Consider the following 15018-nt stretch of genomic DNA (forward strand, 5'->3'; position numbering starts at 1 on the left):
GGGCGGGTGACACGGGCGGGTGACGGGAGCGGGTGACGGGAGCGGGTGAGGGCGGGGTGGAGAGCCCAGAGGCGGTTTCGTTACTATCCGCCTGGAAGAGGGAGCGTCTGTCGACCGGATTGCTGCTATCGCGCGTGCTTGCGCGGTTCCAGTATGATCTCTCCGTCGAACTGTGTGCGATCATGGTGGCGACCAAGCCGGTCGACTTTCGCAAAGGCCATGATGGTCTGGCGGCACTGGTCAAGAACGAGCTGGACAAAGACCCATTTACTGGAACGGTCTTCGTATTCCGATCTCGCAAAGCAGACCGACTGAAGCTGATCTATTGGGACGGCGGCGGATTGGTGATGGCCTACAAGCGGCTGGAGGAACACACCTTCACCTGGCCGGGTGTCAGAGACGGCTTGATGGCGGACCCGCGCGGATATGATCCTCCTACTGGTTTTCTGACACGACTTTTTGTCATGGTGTCCACCTCAGGTTAGTGGGTTGAGCGAGCGGTTCATTGCCACGACATCATCATGGGTGGGGCTCGTGCCTAGCGTTGCCATTTTGCTCATGAGTTGGTCTCGCTTTTTGGGCGCTTCACCCTTAACCGCTGCATCGAGCGCCTTGCGCATGGTGACCGCGTCGTAATCGCAGCAATATCCCGGCGTCGACGGCTGCTGCCGCCATGACTCTGCAAGCGGTCCACCATCAACGGGGTCGAATCCAACCTCGTTTACGATCCCCATGACAAGCTGCTTCGCTGCGTCACCATCTCCGGCGACCGCTACGGCCAGCCGGCCGTCCGTCCCTTCAGGTTGACCGAGTTCCGCCAGAGAATGCGCAAGGATGTTGTTGAACGCCTTGATGACGGGGCGGCCGAGTTGCCTGGAGACCCATACGCTTTCGACCTCGCCCGCATTAAGCTCGGTGATTTGAGGGTCTCGCAGACCCGGATAGTAGTTGCTGGTGTCAACGACAGGGACGCTCGCAGGCACGTCTTTGAAGAGGTCTTTCGGCAGCTTCTCGATAGCGGGAAGCGGAATGGACATGATGACCAAATCCGCGCCATAGACAGCTCCGTTCGTGTCAGTCGCCGTGGCTCCGATCTCCTCCGCGAAGGGCCGAACAGCGTCAGCGCCCTGGGAATTTGCTATCCTGACCTCATGCCCCGCGGATGCGAGCTTGCGGGCCAAGGTGCCCCCAATATTGCCAATGCCGATGATGCCGATTTTCATGCTGAGGCTCCTGTTGTCCTGGCCACCAAGATAATAGATGCTACGATATCAACAAGAACCGACAGATAAGTGGGTTACCCACTAAAAGGTAAGTATGGCGCAGGATCGGGACTGGAAGTGCGGAGACCCTCAGCAGCATCGCAAATGGGCGGAAGCGACCACGGACGCGCTGCGCGTGCTGGAAGGCAAGTGGAAGATCGTCATCATCTGCCAGTTGTTCGGAGCCAAGGAGCCACTTCGCTTTTCCGAACTCGAAAGGCGCTGCGAAGGCGTGAACCAGAAGATGCTGATCCAGCAACTGAAGGAACTGGAGAAGGACGGCATACTAACCCGAACCGTCTATCCCCAAGTGCCGCCGAAGGTGGAGTACGAGCTGACCGAGATGGGCAAAGCCCTGGGACCCTCGATGGCCGAACTTATTGACTGGGCCTACATGCGCAGGGAGCGACTGGCGAATCAAGAAGCGACGTGACCACATTGTGGGGTTAGGACGCCGCTTACGGAACACCGTCCCGGCTTGGAAATTAAGTGCCACGCCGTCCTTTCCGCGTTATAATGATCGGCTGCGATTTAGACGGAAAGGTGAAGCCAATGAAGAGGCTCGCAATCATTGCCCTGTCGCTCACGGCGGCGCTGACGAGCGCCCCGCCGGCCGTGGCATTTCCCACCATTGTCGCCCCTGATGTCGAGGCGCTACAGGCGCAACCGGTGCGCTACCGTGGCGGCTATGGCGGCTACTATGGCGGCTATCACGGCGGATACTATCGCCACCATGGTGGCAACGATTGGGGTTGGGCGCTCGGCGGCCTGGCCGCAGGCGCGATCATCGGCGGAATGCTGGCGCAGCCTAGATATTATGGCCCCAGCTACTACGATCAGGGCTATTACGGCTCGACCTATGACGGTCCGTACTACTACGGCTCGACGCGATATTACGCGCCACGCTATTATTATCGCCAGACCTATTATGGCGGCAATGGACATGTGCGCTGGTGCTTTGCACGTTACCGGTCCTACAGAGCTTACGACAACACGTTCCAGCCCTATCACGGTCCACGACAGGCGTGCGTCTCGCCTTACTATTGATGGGCGCGTAGAGCGGCCGGCGTCACACTCGTCGCCTTGCCTTGATCGCGTCGTTCGCCCGCCTACGGAAGTTCGATTTCGCCGTCCACCACATGGTTGAGGGCAGTGCCCTCCGCCGTCAGCGTCATGCGGACCTTCAACTTTTTGCCGCCGATCTGCCCGTCACGCACCGTCTCCTCGATCTTGCGCTGTGAGGTCACGCCGACTTCTTTCAGGAACTTGCGGATCGACATGTTGAAGGCGTCTTCGCTCATGATGGAATCCTCTGCATCCGGAAGGGATTGTAAGGGAAGGCGAGCGATCAGGAAAGCCGGGGGAGGTGCGGTGGCAATAATCAACCCGAGCCGGGAGATCGATGGTTTCGTGGGCATGCAAACGGCGACGCAGAACAAACCTCCCAAAACCGGTACCGATCACCGCATGAGGGACCCGCTGTCATAAAACTGAAGCAGTTCAGTTGCTAGTGATTTGCAATTGCAAATCAGGAATAATGTATGACTGAGTCCGGATCGGAGACGAAGATTTTGCTGCCCTTGATCGTGCTGTCGATCGCCCAGTTGATAGCGTGGGGCGCGGTCAGTTTCCCGGCGGTCGTCAGCCGGGACATGGCGGCGGACCTCAACGTCGATATGTCGACGGTCTTTGCGGGGACCACCGTTTTCTATGTCACGATGGGTGCGTGCGCTCCCTTCCTCTCGCGGCTTTTTACGAGCGTTGGAGCGCGGCCGGTCATGATCGGCGGAACGATCATGTCAGCCTTTGGCCTGGCGCTCGTGTCATTGTCGCATTCGCCCATCACTTATTTCCTTGGCTGGCTGGTTCTCGGAGCGGCGGGAAGCGCCAGTCTCACCACGCCGGCACATATCCTTCTCAACGAGATCGCCGGCCGGAATGCCGCGCGGGCGATTGCGAGCATGGCGCTGGTTTCCGGCTTGTCCGGCACAGTGTTCTGGCCTCTCACGTCGTTCCTGTCGAAAGAGATCGGATGGCGCGGCACGTGCGAAGCCTATGCCGTGGTCATGATCACGGTCTGCCTGCCGCTCTACATTTTCGGCCTGCCGCGCCGGAGCAAGGCCGCAGCGGCTATCAAGGCGACGAGATCTCAGGGTTCGGCAGGATCTTATAACAGGACATTTTATCTCATCGTCGCTGCCATCGCGCTCAATGCGTTCATCACGTTCGGCTTCAGCTCGATTCTGATCGAGCTCTTGAAGGCCGAGGGCCTGAGCCCCGCGCAGGCGCTTGGCTACGGCTCCGCGCTCGGCATCGTGCAGATCTGTGCCCGGGGGCTTAATATCATCGGCGAAAAACGGTGGGACGGCGTGACGACGGGGGTCGCTTCATCGGCAATTCTGTGCGTATCGCTGGCCATCCTTTCGATCGCTCAGGGCTCGCCGGTGGCCATCGCCGTTTTCCTTGTGCTCTATGGAATGGGCAGTGGGGCGCTCGCCGTCGCAAGGTCGACCATTCCGCTCGTTTTCTATGACAAGGGTGAGTTTGCAAAGGCGCTCTCGCGGATCGCCCTGCCATTGAACTGGATCTCCGCAATCTCTCCACCCCTGTTGATTTCCTTGATGACCAATCTCGGGAGCAGGGCGGTGTTGATCCTGTGTCTGGTCTGCTCCTGCAGCGCTATCCTCGTCCTGCTTCTGCTCAGGGGCCGCCGCCCTGTCAGTGAAGCAGTCGCCGGCGCATCCTAGAATTTCTCCTCCCGACTGGTGTCGTAGCTCAGGCGGTTATCCTCGATATTTTGCCTGTTTTCGGCCGCCCAGTCGGCGAGCTGCCGCACGGTTTCCGACAGGGAGTGCCCGAGCGGTGTCAGCGTGTATTCGACCTGCGGCGGCGTGCTGGGGTGAACGGTTCTTTTGATCATGCCGTCGCGTTCCAGCGTCTTGAGCGTCCGCGTCAGCATCTGCTGCGAAATGCCGCCGACCTCGCGCTTGAGCCCGTTGAAGCGCAGCGCGCCCAGCCGAAGTGCGACGACGACCTGGATCGTCCATTTGTCGCCGACCCGGCTCAATATCTCGCTGACACCCCTGCAGTCGGCTCCTGCCGGCCTGGCAGTCACATCCATCTGACCAGCTCCCAAAGATATGCTTTTGACGGATAATTTTAGGTCTCATAAATGGCCGTGGTCAACATTGTAGACCTTATCTCCCGGCGCAAAAGCGGAGATGGGTCACCACCAGGAGACCATCATGAACCTCTTCTACTATCCCGGCGCCTGCAGCCTGGCCGATCATATCGCGCTCATCGAGACCGGGCTTTCCTACAGGCTCATCAGCATCAAGCATGACAAGAAGACGGAGGACGGCCGCGATTTCCTTTCGATCAATCCGAAGGGCTATATTCCCACGCTCGAACTCGAGGACGGAACGATCCTGACCGAGAACCAGGTCATCCTGAACTATATCGCCGAGAAGAGCGGCAAGCTCCTGCCGGGAGATCCCATCCTTCGGTGGCGGGCGCTCGAGGCGCTCGCCTTCATGTCCTCCGAGATCCATTCAAGGTACCAGCCCTTCTTCAGGAATTTCCCCGAGCTGGAAAAGGAGCGTGCTCGCGAAAAGCTCGCGCAGGCCTTCGCGATCCTGGCCGAGCAGATGGGCGACAAGACGTTCCTTGTCAGCGACGAGATGACGGTTGCCGATTGCTACCTGTTCTGGGTGCTGATGGTCGCGCCCAGGAGCGGCGTCGAACTGCCGGAGGCGCTCAGCAGGTCCTTCGATCACATGCGGGCGCTGCCTTCGGTAATCCGGGCGTTTTCGGAGGAGGGGCTCGGCTGACGCTCCCCGGCCGCGCGTCGCTCGACAGGCGGTCCGGCTGGCCGGGAAAGGCGCAGCCGGCCAGCCATTATTTGCACGGGCGGGCGCTCAATCCAGGAGAACCACAGCCTCAACCTCGAAGAGCATGGGGTCGATGGCGAGCTTCGGCACCGGAACCAGCGTCTGTGCCGGAAGCGTATCGCCGAACATCCGCGTTACATTCTCCGTCAGTACGCCCAACTTCGACATATCGTGGTCGACCACGTAAACCGTCAGTTTCACCACTTGGTCCAGGCGGGCGCCAAGCGCGTCGAGCACGGCGGCGAGGTTCGCGTAGGCCTGTCCCACCTGTGTGGCGAAGTCCGGCGAGAGAGCGCCGGTCTGGTCCTGACCGCCACGGCGGCCGAGCTCGGCAAGGAAGGGCTTCGCGGTCGGCGGATGGTCCGGGAAGCCGTGCAAGACGATCGTCGGTTGACCATCGGGATCATCACCCTGCAGCGCGTGAAAGGTGCCGTGTGGTAGGTCGAAAGTGACGTGTTCGAACTCCACGTGTGTCTTCTCAAACCAGCATCGACTGCTGGGCGGAGATACCCGCCGTCGCGCCGTACGATGTTGCCGTGGTGACCGAGGCCATGGCTGGGTTGGCGAGGTCGCCGGCGGCGTAGATGCCGGGCGTGCTGGTTTCGCGGCGCTCGTCGACCTTGAGGGCGATGCCGAGGGGCGTATCGACCGTGGCGAGTCCCAGTGATTCATGCAGGCTTGCGGACGGCTTGTTGCGCGGATGCGCGAACAAAATATCGACTGCGACATTGGGGGCGGTATCGAGCTTGACGGTGGCATTATGGCCCCCGTGACGGGCGATTTCGGTGATCCGGCCATCAACGACAGGTATGTTGCGGCGCGCGAGATCGGCCCGGATATCGGGTGCAATGTCGTGACCATCGGCGAAGACGGTCAACGTGTCGGTCCAATCGTGGTACAGCCTGACATAATTGTGCGACGGCGGGCCGGACCAGACGAGGCCCCAATGCTGGCCGGCGACTTCAAAGCCATCGCAATAGGGGCAGGGCACGATGGATGTGCCCCAGCTTTCGGCAAAGCCCGGAACGTCAGGCATCTGGTCTGCAACGCCATAGCTCAGGATCAGGCGGCGCGCCCCGAGGCTTTCGCCATCGCCAGTGAGGACGGAGAAATTGTCGATGGTGCCGGAGATGCTGTCGGCCCGGGCATTGACCAGCTTGACCGTGGGATAACGCGCCAGTTGCTGCCGCGCCTCGGCCAGGATGTCCAGCGGTGGCTTGTGATCGTGGCCGAGCAGGCCATGCGAGTGGCCGGCGAAGCGGTTGCGCGGCAGGCCTGTATCGAGAACGGTGACCTTGCGGCGGGCGCGGCCGAGCTGCAGGGCGGCGGCGAGACCGGCAAAGCTGCCGCCGATGATGATGACGTCATCCATGGTGATGAGCTCCGTGGTGTGGATGGAAGGGGTTGGGCTGGGCCTGGCGCGAAATATCGTCCAGCGATACGCGCTCGAGACGGGCAGCGAGCAGGGCTTCGGCATCGACGAGAAAGTCGCCCATCACTGTGTTGACCGGCCGGACGATGCCGCATTCGATATCGCCGGGCGGCCCAAGGGAAGCTTGATTTGGAGGGCACCTACGCATTGGCTTGCACCTTTTAGATACTATATGGTATCGTAAGTCAAGAATTAGGATACTGTCAAGGACTGGATTTGTCGTGACCGAAAACAGCCAGGGCCGGCGCGGCCGGCCCGCCAACGAGGCGCTTGGCCAAACGATAGTCGACGCCGCGTGCGAACTCTTTGTGGAATTGGGTTTCCAAGCGACGACATTGGACAAGGTCGCCCAGCGAGCGAGGATATCCAAGCTTAGCATCTATCGGCACTTCGAGAACAAGGAGGCGCTGTTCAGTGCGGCCATCGCGGCCCACTGCCATCAGTTTGCACCACAGGCTCTTATTGAAGGCGTCGACGGTTCGGCAGAAGATCAGCTGATGGCGGTGGGAACATCCCTGCTTCGCACGCTGTTGAGCCCGGACGTCCGCAGTGTCGAAGCCATGATCATGGCCGACAAGACGAATCAAAAGTCGTTAAGCAAGCTCCATTACGAAGCCGGCCCCGCCTATGTCATCGCCCAAATCGAGGCCCTGTTGCGTCAGTTGCACGCGAAGGCGGTTCTGAACGTGCCCGATCCTCTCCGGTCCGCCCGCTTGTTTGCCGCGCTTATCAAAGGATCCGATCTCTTGATTATCGCACGCTTCGATCAGGCGAGAGCAGAGGACGACAACGAAATCGAATCCTATTGCCGGTCCGCCGTCGCCATGTTCGTCGCCGCACACGGTGGGAACGACCACGCGGGCGGATAGCCTGGTTAAGAACGGATAAGAACAAAGGATATGGCATGACGGAGAAAAATGTTTATCAGGTGGCCGACTGGAAAGGCCAAAGCGGGGAGCGCTGGGTCACTTACCAGGCCCGGCTCGATGCCATGATGGCGGTGTTCGGCCAGGCCGCGATAGAAGCCGCCGCGCCCGCCATGGGCGAACGCGTGCTGGACGTCGGCTGCGGCGCGGGGGCGTCTAGTCTGGATCTGGCCGCCCGCGTCGGCGCGGGGGGCCATGTGCTAGGCGTGGACATATCCGAACCGCTGATCGGCAGAGCGCGCGCGCGAGCGCCGCAGGATACGCCGGCCGTGTTCCAGGTGGCCGACGCCAGCAGCACCGAATTGCCCCAGGGCGCGTTCGACATCCTGTTCTCGCGCTTCGGAGTGATGTTCTTTGACGATCCTACGGCGGCCTTCACTCATATGCGCCGTGCGCTCAAGCCGCGCGCGCGGGTCGCTTTCGTCTGCTGGCGCGGCATGGCCGAGAACGATTGGGTGCGCTTGCCGATGGGCGCGATGAAGGGCATCCTCCCGCCGATGACGCCGCCCGGTCCCGAAGCCCCCGGCCCGTTCTCGTTTGGCGACCAGGGGCGGGTGGCGCGTATTCTAACTGTGGCTGGCTTCACCGATGTCGCTATCGCGCCATTCGATGCCTCCATCCCGTTCGGCAAGGGGGAGACGCGGGACGCGGCGCTCGACGACGCGGTGAAGATGACACTCGAGGTCGGCCCGCTGGCGCGCTCTCTCGCTGATCAGCCCGACGATATCCGCGCCCGCGCCTCGGCTGCGGTTCGTGCCGTCTTCGCGGGCTGCCCCGGTGAGCGGTCGGTGATGATCGACGGCGCGGCGTGGATCGTCACGGCGCGCAATCCGGCAGCTGACAGGGATTAATACGCCCTCTTGCTGAGTTAGACACTTGAGCTTCCCAAATGACGATGAATCAGAATCTCTGTTGCAAACGGGACGTTTGCGATGGGAGCAGCGATTTCATTACGGGCGGATTTTGACGCGGAAGGTCTTCGGCGTCTGGCCCGCAAGAGCAAGCATGCGGCGCAGGCGCGTTGTCTTTTGGCGCTTGCCTTGATCTATGGCGGAGGCTCGCGCTGCGGATGCAGCGCGTCTTGGCGATGTCACCCTTCAGATCGTGCGTGACTGGGTCTTGCGGTTCAATGCGAATGCCCCCGACGGGCTGATCGATGGCAAGGTTCCCGGACCCAAGTCACGCTTGAACGATGCGCAGCGGACGGCGCTGGGTGCTGATGGTCGCGCCCAGGAGCGGCGTCGAACTGCCGGAGGCGCTCAGCAGGTCCTTCGATCACATGCGGGCGCTGCCTTCGGTGATCCGGGCGTTTGCGGAGGAGGGGCTCGGCTGACGTTCCCCGGCCGCGCGTCGCTCGACAGGCGGTCCGGCTGGCCGGGAAAGGCGCAGCCGGCCAGCCATTATTTGCACGGGCGGGGGCTCAATCCAGGAGAACCACAGCCTCAACCTCGAAGAGCATGGGATCGATGGCGAGCTTCGGCACTGGAACCAGCGTCTGTGCCGGAAGCGTATCGCCGAACATCCGCGTTACATTCTCCGTCAGTACGCCCAACTTCGACATATCGTGGCCGACCACGTAAACCGTCAGTTTCACCACCTGGTCCAGGCGGGCGCCAAGCGCGTCGAGCACGGCGGCGAGGTTCGCGTAGGCCTGTCCCACCTGTTTGGCGAAGTCCGGCGAGAGAGCGCCGGTTTGGTCCTGCCCGCCTTGCCCTGAGATAAAGGCCAGCCGACCAGCAGCAGGGGTGATGACCGCTGTGCTGTAGCCATTCGGTGTCGGGTCGTGCAGGTGGGAAGGGTTCACGATGATCGGCTTTGCAGCGGTCGTGCGTGTTTGATCTAGGGATGTCATGATCTGTATCCTTGTCGGGTTGCCATGACCTGCCTAGAGTGAATCGGTGCCAAATTTTGGCACTGAATGTGCTAGGGTGCGCAAATGAACATCCGCCTCAGACACGACGCCATCGTGCGCATCCTCCGGCGCAACGGAAGCTCGACGGTCAATGATCTGGCGGAGGAAGTTGGCGCTTCCAGGCGAACGGTGCTGCGCGACATCGGAGCGCTGCGTGACCAGGGCTTCCTCATCCATTCCGAATCCGGCCGAGGTGGCGGGCTGCAGCTCGACCCGGAGTTGGTGCAGACCACTACCCGGCTCTCCGTGATCGAGGTGTTCGCGCTCCTGATCAGCGTAGCGGCCGTGCGCGCGGCCCGGTCCCTTCCTTTTTCCGATCTCGCCGATGCGGGGCTCGCGAAGATCGAAAGGGCGCTTTCGGCAGACAAGGTGCGAGACCTGCGCCGGCTTCTCGACTGCCTGTATGTCGGGCAATTGTCGCCCAGGCAGGACGTTTCGGACATAGGTTCGATCGACTCCGGGCTGCTGCCGGCCTTCGAGACGACATTTCTCCAGCGGCTGCATCTTCGGTTCCGCTACCGTGACGCCAAGGGGATGGAAACACTGCGCGAGGTCGAACCGCAGGCCATGCTCATCCTGCCGCCACTTTGGTATCTCGTCGCCTGGGATGCCGCCCGCGAGGATTTCCGCCACTTTCGCATGGACCGGATCAGGAAGCCGGAGATTGTGGAGGGCACGCAGTTTCGTCGACGGCACGTACCCTTCGAAGATGATGTTTGCCCTTTCGGCGAAATGGCACGCTAGGCTCAGGACTCATTTGCCGAGCCAGAAGATGACTGTGGCGGCGATGCAGATGGCGCTAAAGAAGGCGTGTGCGGAGCGGTCGTAACGGGTTGAGATGCGTCTCCAATCTTTGAGCTTGGCGAACATGTTCTCGACCTTGTGCCGCTCCCTGTACTGAGACTTGCAATATTTTGCGGGCGATCTGCGTTTGGCTCGTGGTGGAATGCAGGGCGTGATACCTCGTTCCGCGAGAGCTTTTCGGAAGAAGTCACTGTCATAGCCTTTGTCTGCAATGAGTGTTTCGGCGTCTGGTAGCATCGGGTAGATCAGAGCGGCGCCCTTGTAGTCGCTCATTTGGCCTTCGGTGAGAAGAAAGATGACTGGTCGGCCGGCGCCATCGCATACTGCATGAAGCTTGGAGTTCAGCCCGCCTTTCGTGCGACCGATGCGACGGGGCGAATCTCCTTTTTCGAGCAAACTGGCGGCAGTCCGGTGCGCCTTGAGATGGGTGCTGTCAATCATCATCCGGCCGGGCGGCCCGCTCTCAGCCGCAAGGTTAGCGAAGACGCGGTCGAAGACGCCCATACGGGACCAGCGAACGAACCGGTTGTAAAGCGTCTTGTGGGGTCCATAGGACTCAGGCGCATCCCGCCATCGCAGACCATTTCGGATAACATGGATTATCCCACTGCCGATGCGGAGGTCGTCCACACGCGGAACCCCACGAGACTTCGGAAAGTAGGGACTATGCGCTTCAGCTGTGTCTCGGTGAGCCTGAATTGATCGGACATCGGCAGATCCTCCTGCCGCGCTTGAAGCACGACGCTACATCGGATGGAATCCAGCTGTTCAGTCAAGATTCGCTCTGCGGACGGAGCCTGCGTTTGTAGTGTTCCCTTATAAACGCGCTATCCATTCATGCTCGGGATGCAGGGCCTCTAGCCAGAGGCGCAGATCAAGCTTTTCTTGGAAATTGAGTTTGGGGAGCGCGGCCTCGAAGTCGCGCTCGTCTTTCTCTCTACGGTACTTTGCCTTGAAGAGCAGAACGTTGGCCGGTGCGAGATAGGGAGTACCCAGTTCGTTCCTTCGAACAGCGGCCGCTCTGGGCATTTGGATCGAACGATCACGTTTGTACGCCCAGACTTCCGGCGTTCCCCGCTCCACCATCATATCAATACGCCAGAAACCGGCGGCTGTGTCAGCGCCCCAAAGCTGCCACAGGTCTGCCGGTGACCCAGCGTTTGGGGCGAGGTAGGAGAGCTTCCCCTCCCTTACCTCAAAGAAATCCAGCTCGGACAAGATTTTGCGGCAACCATCTATACCGGCAGGTAGAACGGCGAATTCCAGATCTTCATGCGCCCGGGTCTGATGGCCGTGCCACAGGTCCAAAGCCCAACCACCGACGACATACCACTCTGATCTCCAGTGTCCAAGACGTGCATGCAGCTCATCTGGCGACCAGGCATTCCAAGAATCTTCTGGGAGAGGGTTCATACGGAGGACCAGACTCGGGTTGGGACGGCTTCAGGCGTCTTGTTGGGCCAACGTCCGATCTGACGCAATAGGATCGAGACCGTCATCCGGGTCTTTCGCCCGGTTTATAGGTCCTGACCCTAGGCATCAGCGAGGTCGAAACATTCTATACGTGAAGCGCAAAGGACCTTCTCCGAGGTTCTAAGGGCGCAGAGAAAAACATAGTCATCCAGCAGGCCGATCCGTGCAGTCTCGGCGGCACGGGCATCATCTCCAGGTCGCTGACCTGATTGCGCCGGCGAACTGCGCCGTATTGCGGTCAATCCTGCCTTGAAGTTGTCCGGCAAACCTTTAGTTTTAACTAAAACAGTCGCGGGAACATGCAGGCAATGACTGGGCAATCCGTTCACTCGGTCGGGATATTCGAGGAAGTAGCTTGCGATGCCGGGATCTATACCTGGGATATCGTCAGGAACCTCGTCTTCGCAGACAGCGCGCTCGCCGAGCTTTTCGGCCTCGATGCTGCCGCCACCGTGCGCGGCCTGCCGCTGGAAGACTACCTTGCGCGCGTCCATCCCGATGACCGGCCGGAACTGGCAAAGAAGATCTCAGAAGTGCTCGTTGCCGATATCGCACAGCAGAATACGTACCGTGTCTGGGGCAGGGACGGGCGGTACCGGATGGTCGCCGCCTTCGGCCGAGCCTTTCGCGATCAGAGCGGATCACCCATTCTCTACTCCGGCATCGTCGTGCCGGTGGCCGAGCGCGAGCAGTATGGATCGCTGGCGCATTAGGCGGGCTTTGCCGTCAATCCGCGCTCGACCGATCTTGCGGTTTTGCCACGGGTCGCAGACGACGCGAAGCTCCAACTTCTGCGCAGGGATATTCGGGACAGTTAGAAGTTGCCTGAACCGACAGCCTGCCGATCTGTCGCGAAACTCAGGCAGACCGTCCCAAAGCCTCCTGGCGATTACTCATCGGAGTTTTCGGGACGGTCTGTGGGAGTTTTGCGAACGCCGGACAGAAGCCATTCCGCCCGGCCTCGGAAAGCGGCCTTAGATCACTTGGCCTACATCGATACGATTCCCGTCCGGGTCCTCGAATACAAATGATCGCAGGCCGTAATCCTTGTCCTGAAGGCTTTTGATGATCCTTGCCCCATGTCGCTTGCAAATAGCATGGAGAGCATCAATGTCATCCACCATCAGGTGGGCAACATTGAAATCCGCAGCTTTGTGGCCCGGCTGTAAGGTCAGGTGCAGTTCACCCTGATCGCGCTTCAGGATCATGAAGCCGACAGGATTGCCGTTCTCGAAAATCTTCTGGAAACCGAGAACCTGGGTATAAAAATTATGGGACTTGCTCATGTCCCTTACGGGGAGCGTGGCGGCAATTCGTCCAAAACGGACACCGTGACCGGCGATATCGTTCATCGCAGAGCCTCTGATTGCAAAGCCGCGTCCCATCTCCAGACGGTGCTGGTCGATGTGGCGCGCTTCGTTGTTTGAATCAGCAGGACGGTGCCTACAAAGTATATCTAACTTACGTCGGTCCGTGGCGGAATAGGGAAATTGTCGAAAAAGTTCCGGTGACCGCCCCAAAACGCTGAAGGCGATTCCTGATGATGATCGTACATGATAGGCTCCTGCGATGGCGCATCTTTCAGGAACCGATCGGTCGCAACTGCTGCTTCCGCCCGAGGCGGTTGACGATTAAGTTGGGCCGGACAACCCGGTTCGCTTCATCGAGGCTTTCGTCGACGGTCTCGATCTGACTGCTGCCGGGTTCGTACGGGTGACGGCGAAAGAAACGGGGCGCAGGCTGAAAAACGTGCGAGGGGAGTTCAGTCTGACGGTGCTCACCTACAACATCAAAAGGGCCATCGCCCTTGTCGGTGTGCCGGGTCTGATCGCCGCCGTGAGGGCGTGATCGGTGAGAATCCGCCTTCTAGACGCACGAAAACCACTGAAAGTACGCAATTGAGGCCACATGCCGCCCCAAGGAACTGATGATCGGAAAATCTCCGGGAAATCTTCACCGACCAGCGCCGAGCGCCCACAAAACCTCATGCGCGCCGCGTTTTAAGACAGTCTGCTGGAAATTCGCGACAGATCAATCAGCGGAAAAGCGCTCAAGGCGCTTGGTATGGCGACCGGGGCTGCCGGGTGCAGATACGATAGACCCAGTTCCCCAATGGTCGGGACGCCAAGCAGAGCCATCGAACGAAGCATTTCGTCTTCCAACAGCTCGAGCATGCGAATGATTGCCGCTTCGCCTCCCGCAGCGAGGGCATAGCACTGCATGCGGCCAAGACCTACCAAGTCCGCGCCTATCGCGAGAGCCTTGATGATATCCGATCCCCGACAGAAACCTCCATCGACCATCACCCTTGCCCGGCCGGCTATGGCGTCGATAATTTCAGGCAGGGCGTCGATTGTACCACGCCCATGGTCGAGCTGACGGCCCCCGTGGTTTGAAACATAAATCCAATCCACTCCATGATCGACCGCAATACGAGCATCCTCGGCCGTAGCAATACCTTTGAGCGCGAGCGGTATATTGTAGCTGTCCTTGATCAACTTGACGGTTCGCCAATCAAGGGCGGCCTGGTGGGACTGATCGGGCCGCTTTGCTAATCCGGCCGTGCGATAGCGGTTGGCAATGTCTCGATCGCGGCGAGCGAGAACGGCGCTATCGACAGTCAGGCAGATTGCGGCGCAGCCACATGCAAGCGCGCGCCCCACGTATTCATGCACGAAGCCATCGTCGCCTCTGACATAGAGCTGCGCCATTCGTAGGGCCGATGATGCGGCCTCGGCAACGGCCTCAAGCGGCGTGCAGCCTGAGCTGAGCATGTGGCCTATGTCAAAAGCTTGAGCGGCCTTTGCAACGGTTGCGCCGCCGCCATCGCCAAATAGGTTCAATGGGCCGGTTGGCGCGAGAAATACTGGCAGTCGCAGCTTGCGGCCGAAGTACTCGACCGAGAGATCGACGGTGCTGACGTTGCGTAACACGCGCGGTTTGAACGCGATCGAATCAATGGCCAGACGGTTGCGTTTGAGCGTCGTCTCCGTTTCCGCGCCTCCTATGAGGCTGTCCCACTTTTCTTTTGGCAGAACCTGGTGCGCTTTTACGACGATCTCGTGCAAATTCTCGAATTCGTCAGAAATGGAGACAGCTCCTGCAACCTCATTTCCTGCACTCATCGCGCCTCCTAGACGGTGGTTTTCGCAAAAGTCCCGATTAGAGCGATACTTGTTTTCCTGATTTCTGCGGCATCCCAGAGTAAGCCGTTTAGGAACAACCGCAATGACTGCTTGCCGCGCCAAGCGGTTGAGGCTTTCGTCGGTCTTCATGCCGCCCCTTGGAGCACCGTGCGTCCATTCGGACGCACGGTACC

General features: G+C 60.1%; 20 protein-coding genes and 2 pseudogenes. 11 read left to right on the forward strand and 11 right to left on the reverse strand.

Features of this window, described 5'->3' with window-relative positions:
* Positions 1-32: 32 nt before the first annotated feature.
* Positions 33-485: an IS66 family insertion sequence element accessory protein TnpB gene (gene tnpB / locus ACR9ZQ_RS12855; protein ID WP_481427975.1), complete on the forward strand. Its 453-nt coding sequence runs from the start codon at positions 33-35 to the stop codon at positions 483-485.
* Here tnpB and ACR9ZQ_RS12860 read toward each other — a convergent pair.
* Positions 477-1223, reverse strand: coding sequence for an NADPH-dependent F420 reductase (locus ACR9ZQ_RS12860; RefSeq protein ID WP_481427976.1), 747 nt, complete (start codon positions 1221-1223; stop codon positions 477-479). The genes tnpB and ACR9ZQ_RS12860 overlap by 9 nt on opposite strands.
* 94 nt (positions 1224-1317) lie before the next feature.
* Between ACR9ZQ_RS12860 and ACR9ZQ_RS12865 the strand changes: the two genes are divergently transcribed.
* Together ACR9ZQ_RS12865 and ACR9ZQ_RS12870 are read left to right on the forward strand one after the other, a co-directional pair.
* Entirely contained in the window at positions 1318-1695 is a 378-nt protein-coding gene (locus ACR9ZQ_RS12865; protein ID WP_310388630.1) for a winged helix-turn-helix transcriptional regulator, read from the forward strand.
* A 119-nt stretch (positions 1696-1814) separates the two neighbouring features.
* On the forward strand, positions 1815-2309 hold the full coding sequence (locus ACR9ZQ_RS12870) for a BA14K family protein (RefSeq protein ID WP_481427977.1): 495 nt from the start codon (positions 1815-1817) through the stop codon (positions 2307-2309).
* 62 nt (positions 2310-2371) lie between these two features.
* Here the strand turns inward: ACR9ZQ_RS12870 and ACR9ZQ_RS12875 are convergent, their stop codons facing one another.
* Complete coding sequence (locus ACR9ZQ_RS12875) at positions 2372-2563, reverse strand: DUF6494 family protein (RefSeq protein WP_007819030.1); 192 nt, start codon at positions 2561-2563, stop codon at positions 2372-2374.
* 240 nt (positions 2564-2803) lie between these two features.
* On the opposite strand from ACR9ZQ_RS12875, the gene ACR9ZQ_RS12880 reads away from it, so the two are divergent.
* Positions 2804-4009 carry an MFS transporter gene (locus tag ACR9ZQ_RS12880; protein ID WP_481427978.1) on the forward strand — a complete coding sequence of 402 codons (1206 nt, stop codon included), beginning with the start codon at positions 2804-2806 and terminating at the stop codon, positions 4007-4009.
* Here ACR9ZQ_RS12880 and ACR9ZQ_RS12885 read toward each other — a convergent pair.
* Positions 4006-4383, reverse strand: coding sequence for a winged helix-turn-helix transcriptional regulator (locus ACR9ZQ_RS12885; protein WP_310388622.1), 378 nt, complete (start codon positions 4381-4383; stop codon positions 4006-4008). The two genes, ACR9ZQ_RS12880 and ACR9ZQ_RS12885, sit on opposite strands and share 4 nt — an antisense overlap.
* Before the next feature lie 124 nt (positions 4384-4507).
* Between ACR9ZQ_RS12885 and ACR9ZQ_RS12890 the strand changes: the two genes are divergently transcribed.
* A complete protein-coding gene (locus ACR9ZQ_RS12890) occupies positions 4508-5092 on the forward strand; it encodes a glutathione binding-like protein (RefSeq protein ID WP_310388620.1) in 585 nt (194 codons plus the stop codon).
* 87 nt (positions 5093-5179) lie between these two features.
* Here ACR9ZQ_RS12890 and ACR9ZQ_RS12895 read toward each other — a convergent pair whose 3' ends face one another.
* The 3 genes from ACR9ZQ_RS12895 to ACR9ZQ_RS12905 are packed head-to-tail and all read right to left on the reverse strand — an operon-like array spanning position 5180 to position 6732.
* A complete protein-coding gene (locus ACR9ZQ_RS12895; protein WP_481427979.1) occupies positions 5180-5620 on the reverse strand; it encodes a RidA family protein in 441 nt (146 codons plus the stop codon).
* A 10-nt stretch (positions 5621-5630) separates the two neighbouring features.
* Positions 5631-6524 (reverse strand): NAD(P)/FAD-dependent oxidoreductase, encoded by an 894-nt coding sequence (locus ACR9ZQ_RS12900; RefSeq protein WP_113325721.1) that lies wholly within the window; start codon positions 6522-6524, stop codon positions 5631-5633.
* On the reverse strand, positions 6517-6732 hold the full coding sequence (locus ACR9ZQ_RS12905; RefSeq protein ID WP_162748203.1) for a hypothetical protein: 216 nt from the start codon (positions 6730-6732) through the stop codon (positions 6517-6519). Before ACR9ZQ_RS12905 ends, ACR9ZQ_RS12900 begins: the two co-directional genes overlap by 8 nt.
* A gap of 73 nt (positions 6733-6805) precedes the next feature.
* Between ACR9ZQ_RS12905 and ACR9ZQ_RS12910 the strand changes: the two genes are divergently transcribed.
* The 3 genes and pseudogenes from ACR9ZQ_RS12910 to ACR9ZQ_RS12920 form a co-directional block, all read left to right on the forward strand.
* Positions 6806-7453 (forward strand): TetR/AcrR family transcriptional regulator, encoded by a 648-nt coding sequence (locus ACR9ZQ_RS12910; RefSeq protein WP_113325720.1) that lies wholly within the window; start codon positions 6806-6808, stop codon positions 7451-7453.
* A gap of 35 nt (positions 7454-7488) precedes the next feature.
* Positions 7489-8361, forward strand: a complete 873-nt coding sequence (locus ACR9ZQ_RS12915; protein WP_481427980.1) for a class I SAM-dependent methyltransferase — start codon at positions 7489-7491, stop codon at positions 8359-8361.
* 81 nt (positions 8362-8442) lie between these two features.
* A pseudogene (locus ACR9ZQ_RS12920) lies at positions 8443-8728 on the forward strand (helix-turn-helix domain-containing protein); the annotation flags it as partial.
* A 202-nt stretch (positions 8729-8930) separates the two neighbouring features.
* Here the strand turns inward: ACR9ZQ_RS12920 and ACR9ZQ_RS12925 are convergent.
* Positions 8931-9362 (reverse strand): RidA family protein, encoded by a 432-nt coding sequence (locus tag ACR9ZQ_RS12925; protein WP_310388613.1) that lies wholly within the window; start codon positions 9360-9362, stop codon positions 8931-8933.
* An 84-nt stretch (positions 9363-9446) separates the two neighbouring features.
* On the opposite strand from ACR9ZQ_RS12925, the gene ACR9ZQ_RS12930 reads away from it, so the two are divergent.
* A complete protein-coding gene (locus tag ACR9ZQ_RS12930; RefSeq protein ID WP_481427981.1) occupies positions 9447-10166 on the forward strand; it encodes a helix-turn-helix transcriptional regulator in 720 nt (239 codons plus the stop codon).
* Positions 10167-10175: 9 nt separating this feature from the next.
* Here ACR9ZQ_RS12930 and ACR9ZQ_RS12935 read toward each other — a convergent pair.
* A protein-coding gene (locus ACR9ZQ_RS12935) for an IS5 family transposase (protein WP_481429308.1) occupies positions 10176-10936 on the reverse strand; the annotation gives its coding sequence in 2 pieces (ribosomal slippage) (positions 10176-10891 and positions 10891-10936; 762 coding nt in all).
* Between the two features lie 106 nt (positions 10937-11042).
* Complete coding sequence (locus ACR9ZQ_RS12940) at positions 11043-11639, reverse strand: nucleotidyltransferase domain-containing protein (RefSeq protein ID WP_310388609.1); 597 nt, start codon at positions 11637-11639, stop codon at positions 11043-11045.
* Between the two features lie 368 nt (positions 11640-12007).
* Between ACR9ZQ_RS12940 and ACR9ZQ_RS12945 the strand changes: the two genes are divergently transcribed.
* Complete coding sequence (locus tag ACR9ZQ_RS12945) at positions 12008-12412, forward strand: PAS domain-containing protein (RefSeq protein ID WP_481427982.1); 405 nt, start codon at positions 12008-12010, stop codon at positions 12410-12412.
* 261 nt (positions 12413-12673) lie between these two features.
* Here ACR9ZQ_RS12945 and ACR9ZQ_RS12950 read toward each other — a convergent pair whose 3' ends face one another.
* Positions 12674-13051 carry a VOC family protein gene (locus ACR9ZQ_RS12950; protein ID WP_113325099.1) on the reverse strand — a complete coding sequence of 126 codons (378 nt, stop codon included), beginning with the start codon at positions 13049-13051 and terminating at the stop codon, positions 12674-12676.
* Positions 13052-13268: 217 nt separating this feature from the next.
* On the opposite strand from ACR9ZQ_RS12950, the pseudogene ACR9ZQ_RS12955 reads away from it, so the two are divergent.
* Positions 13269-13436: pseudogene (locus ACR9ZQ_RS12955) on the forward strand (IS1182 family transposase); the annotation flags it as partial.
* A 263-nt stretch (positions 13437-13699) separates the two neighbouring features.
* Here the strand turns inward: ACR9ZQ_RS12955 and ACR9ZQ_RS12960 are convergent.
* Positions 13700-14824: an alpha-hydroxy acid oxidase gene (locus ACR9ZQ_RS12960; RefSeq protein WP_481429309.1), complete on the reverse strand. Its 1125-nt coding sequence runs from the start codon at positions 14822-14824 to the stop codon at positions 13700-13702.
* Positions 14825-15018: the final 194 nt, after the last annotated feature.

This window comes from Rhizobium sp. KNZ14-9A (assembly GCF_056755015.1).